Source organism: Nonomuraea sp. NPDC003707 (genome assembly GCF_053587055.1).
In genome coordinates, this window is sequence record NZ_JBSFNK010000142.1 from 1 (window position 1) to 1,033 (window position 1,033).

The window sequence follows — 1,033 nt, forward strand, 5'->3', positions numbered from 1 at the left end:
GTTGGCGAAGGTGAGAACTTAAGCGCCGGTAAACGGCGGTGGTAACTATAACCATCCTAAGGTAGCGAAATTCCTTGTCGGGTAAGTTCCGACCTGCACGAATGGCGTAACGACTTCCCCGCTGTCTCAACCGCAGACCCGGTGAAATTGCAGTACGAGTAAAGATGCTCGTTTCGCGCAGCAGGACGGAAAGACCCCGGGACCTTCACTACAGCTTGACATTGGTGTTTGGAACGGCTTGTGTAGGATAGGTGGGAGACTGGGAAGCTCGGACGCTAGTTCGGGTGGAGTCATTGGTGAAATACCACTCTGGTCGTTTTGGATGTCTAACTCTGGTCCGTGATCCGGATCGGGGACAGTGTCTGGTGGGTAGTTTAACTGGGGCGGTTGCCTCCCAAAGGGTAACGGAGGCGCCCAAAGGTTCCCTCAGCCTGGTTGGCAATCAGGTGTTGAGTGTAAGTGCACAAGGGAGCTTGACTGTGAGACTGACGGGTCGAGCAGGAGCGAAAGCTGGGACTAGTGATCCGGCATCGGCGTGTGGAAGCGGTGTCGCTCAACGGCTAAAAGGTACCCCGGGGATAACAGGCTGATCTTCCCCAAGAGTCCATATCGACGGGATGGTTTGGCACCTCGATGTCGGCTCGTCGCATCCTGGGGCTGGAGTAGGTCCCAAGGGTTGGGCTGTTCGCCCATTAAAGCGGTACGCGAGCTGGGTTTAGAACGTCGCGAGACAGTTCGGTCCCTATCCGCTGCGCGCGCAGGAGACTTGAAAGGGGCTGTCCCTAGTACGAGAGGACCGGGACGGACGAACCTCTGGTGTGCCAGTTGTACCGCCAGGTGCACGGCTGGTTGGCTACGTTCGGGAGGGATAACCGCTGAAAGCATCTAAGCGGGAAGCTTGCCTTGAGATGAGGTCTCCCACCCTGTGAGGGGGTAAGGCTCCCGGTAGACGACCGGGTTGATAGGCCGGAGGTGGAAGCGCGGTAACGTGTGGAGCTGACCGGTACTAATAGGCCGAGGACTTGACCACAAA

At 57.4% G+C, this 1,033-nt stretch carries 1 rRNA gene; it reads left to right on the forward strand.

The annotated features are described in order from the left end of the window. A 23S ribosomal RNA gene (locus ACWDRB_RS67910) occupies window positions 1–1,030 on the forward strand; the annotation flags it as partial. Window positions 1,031–1,033 lie beyond the last annotated feature (3 nt).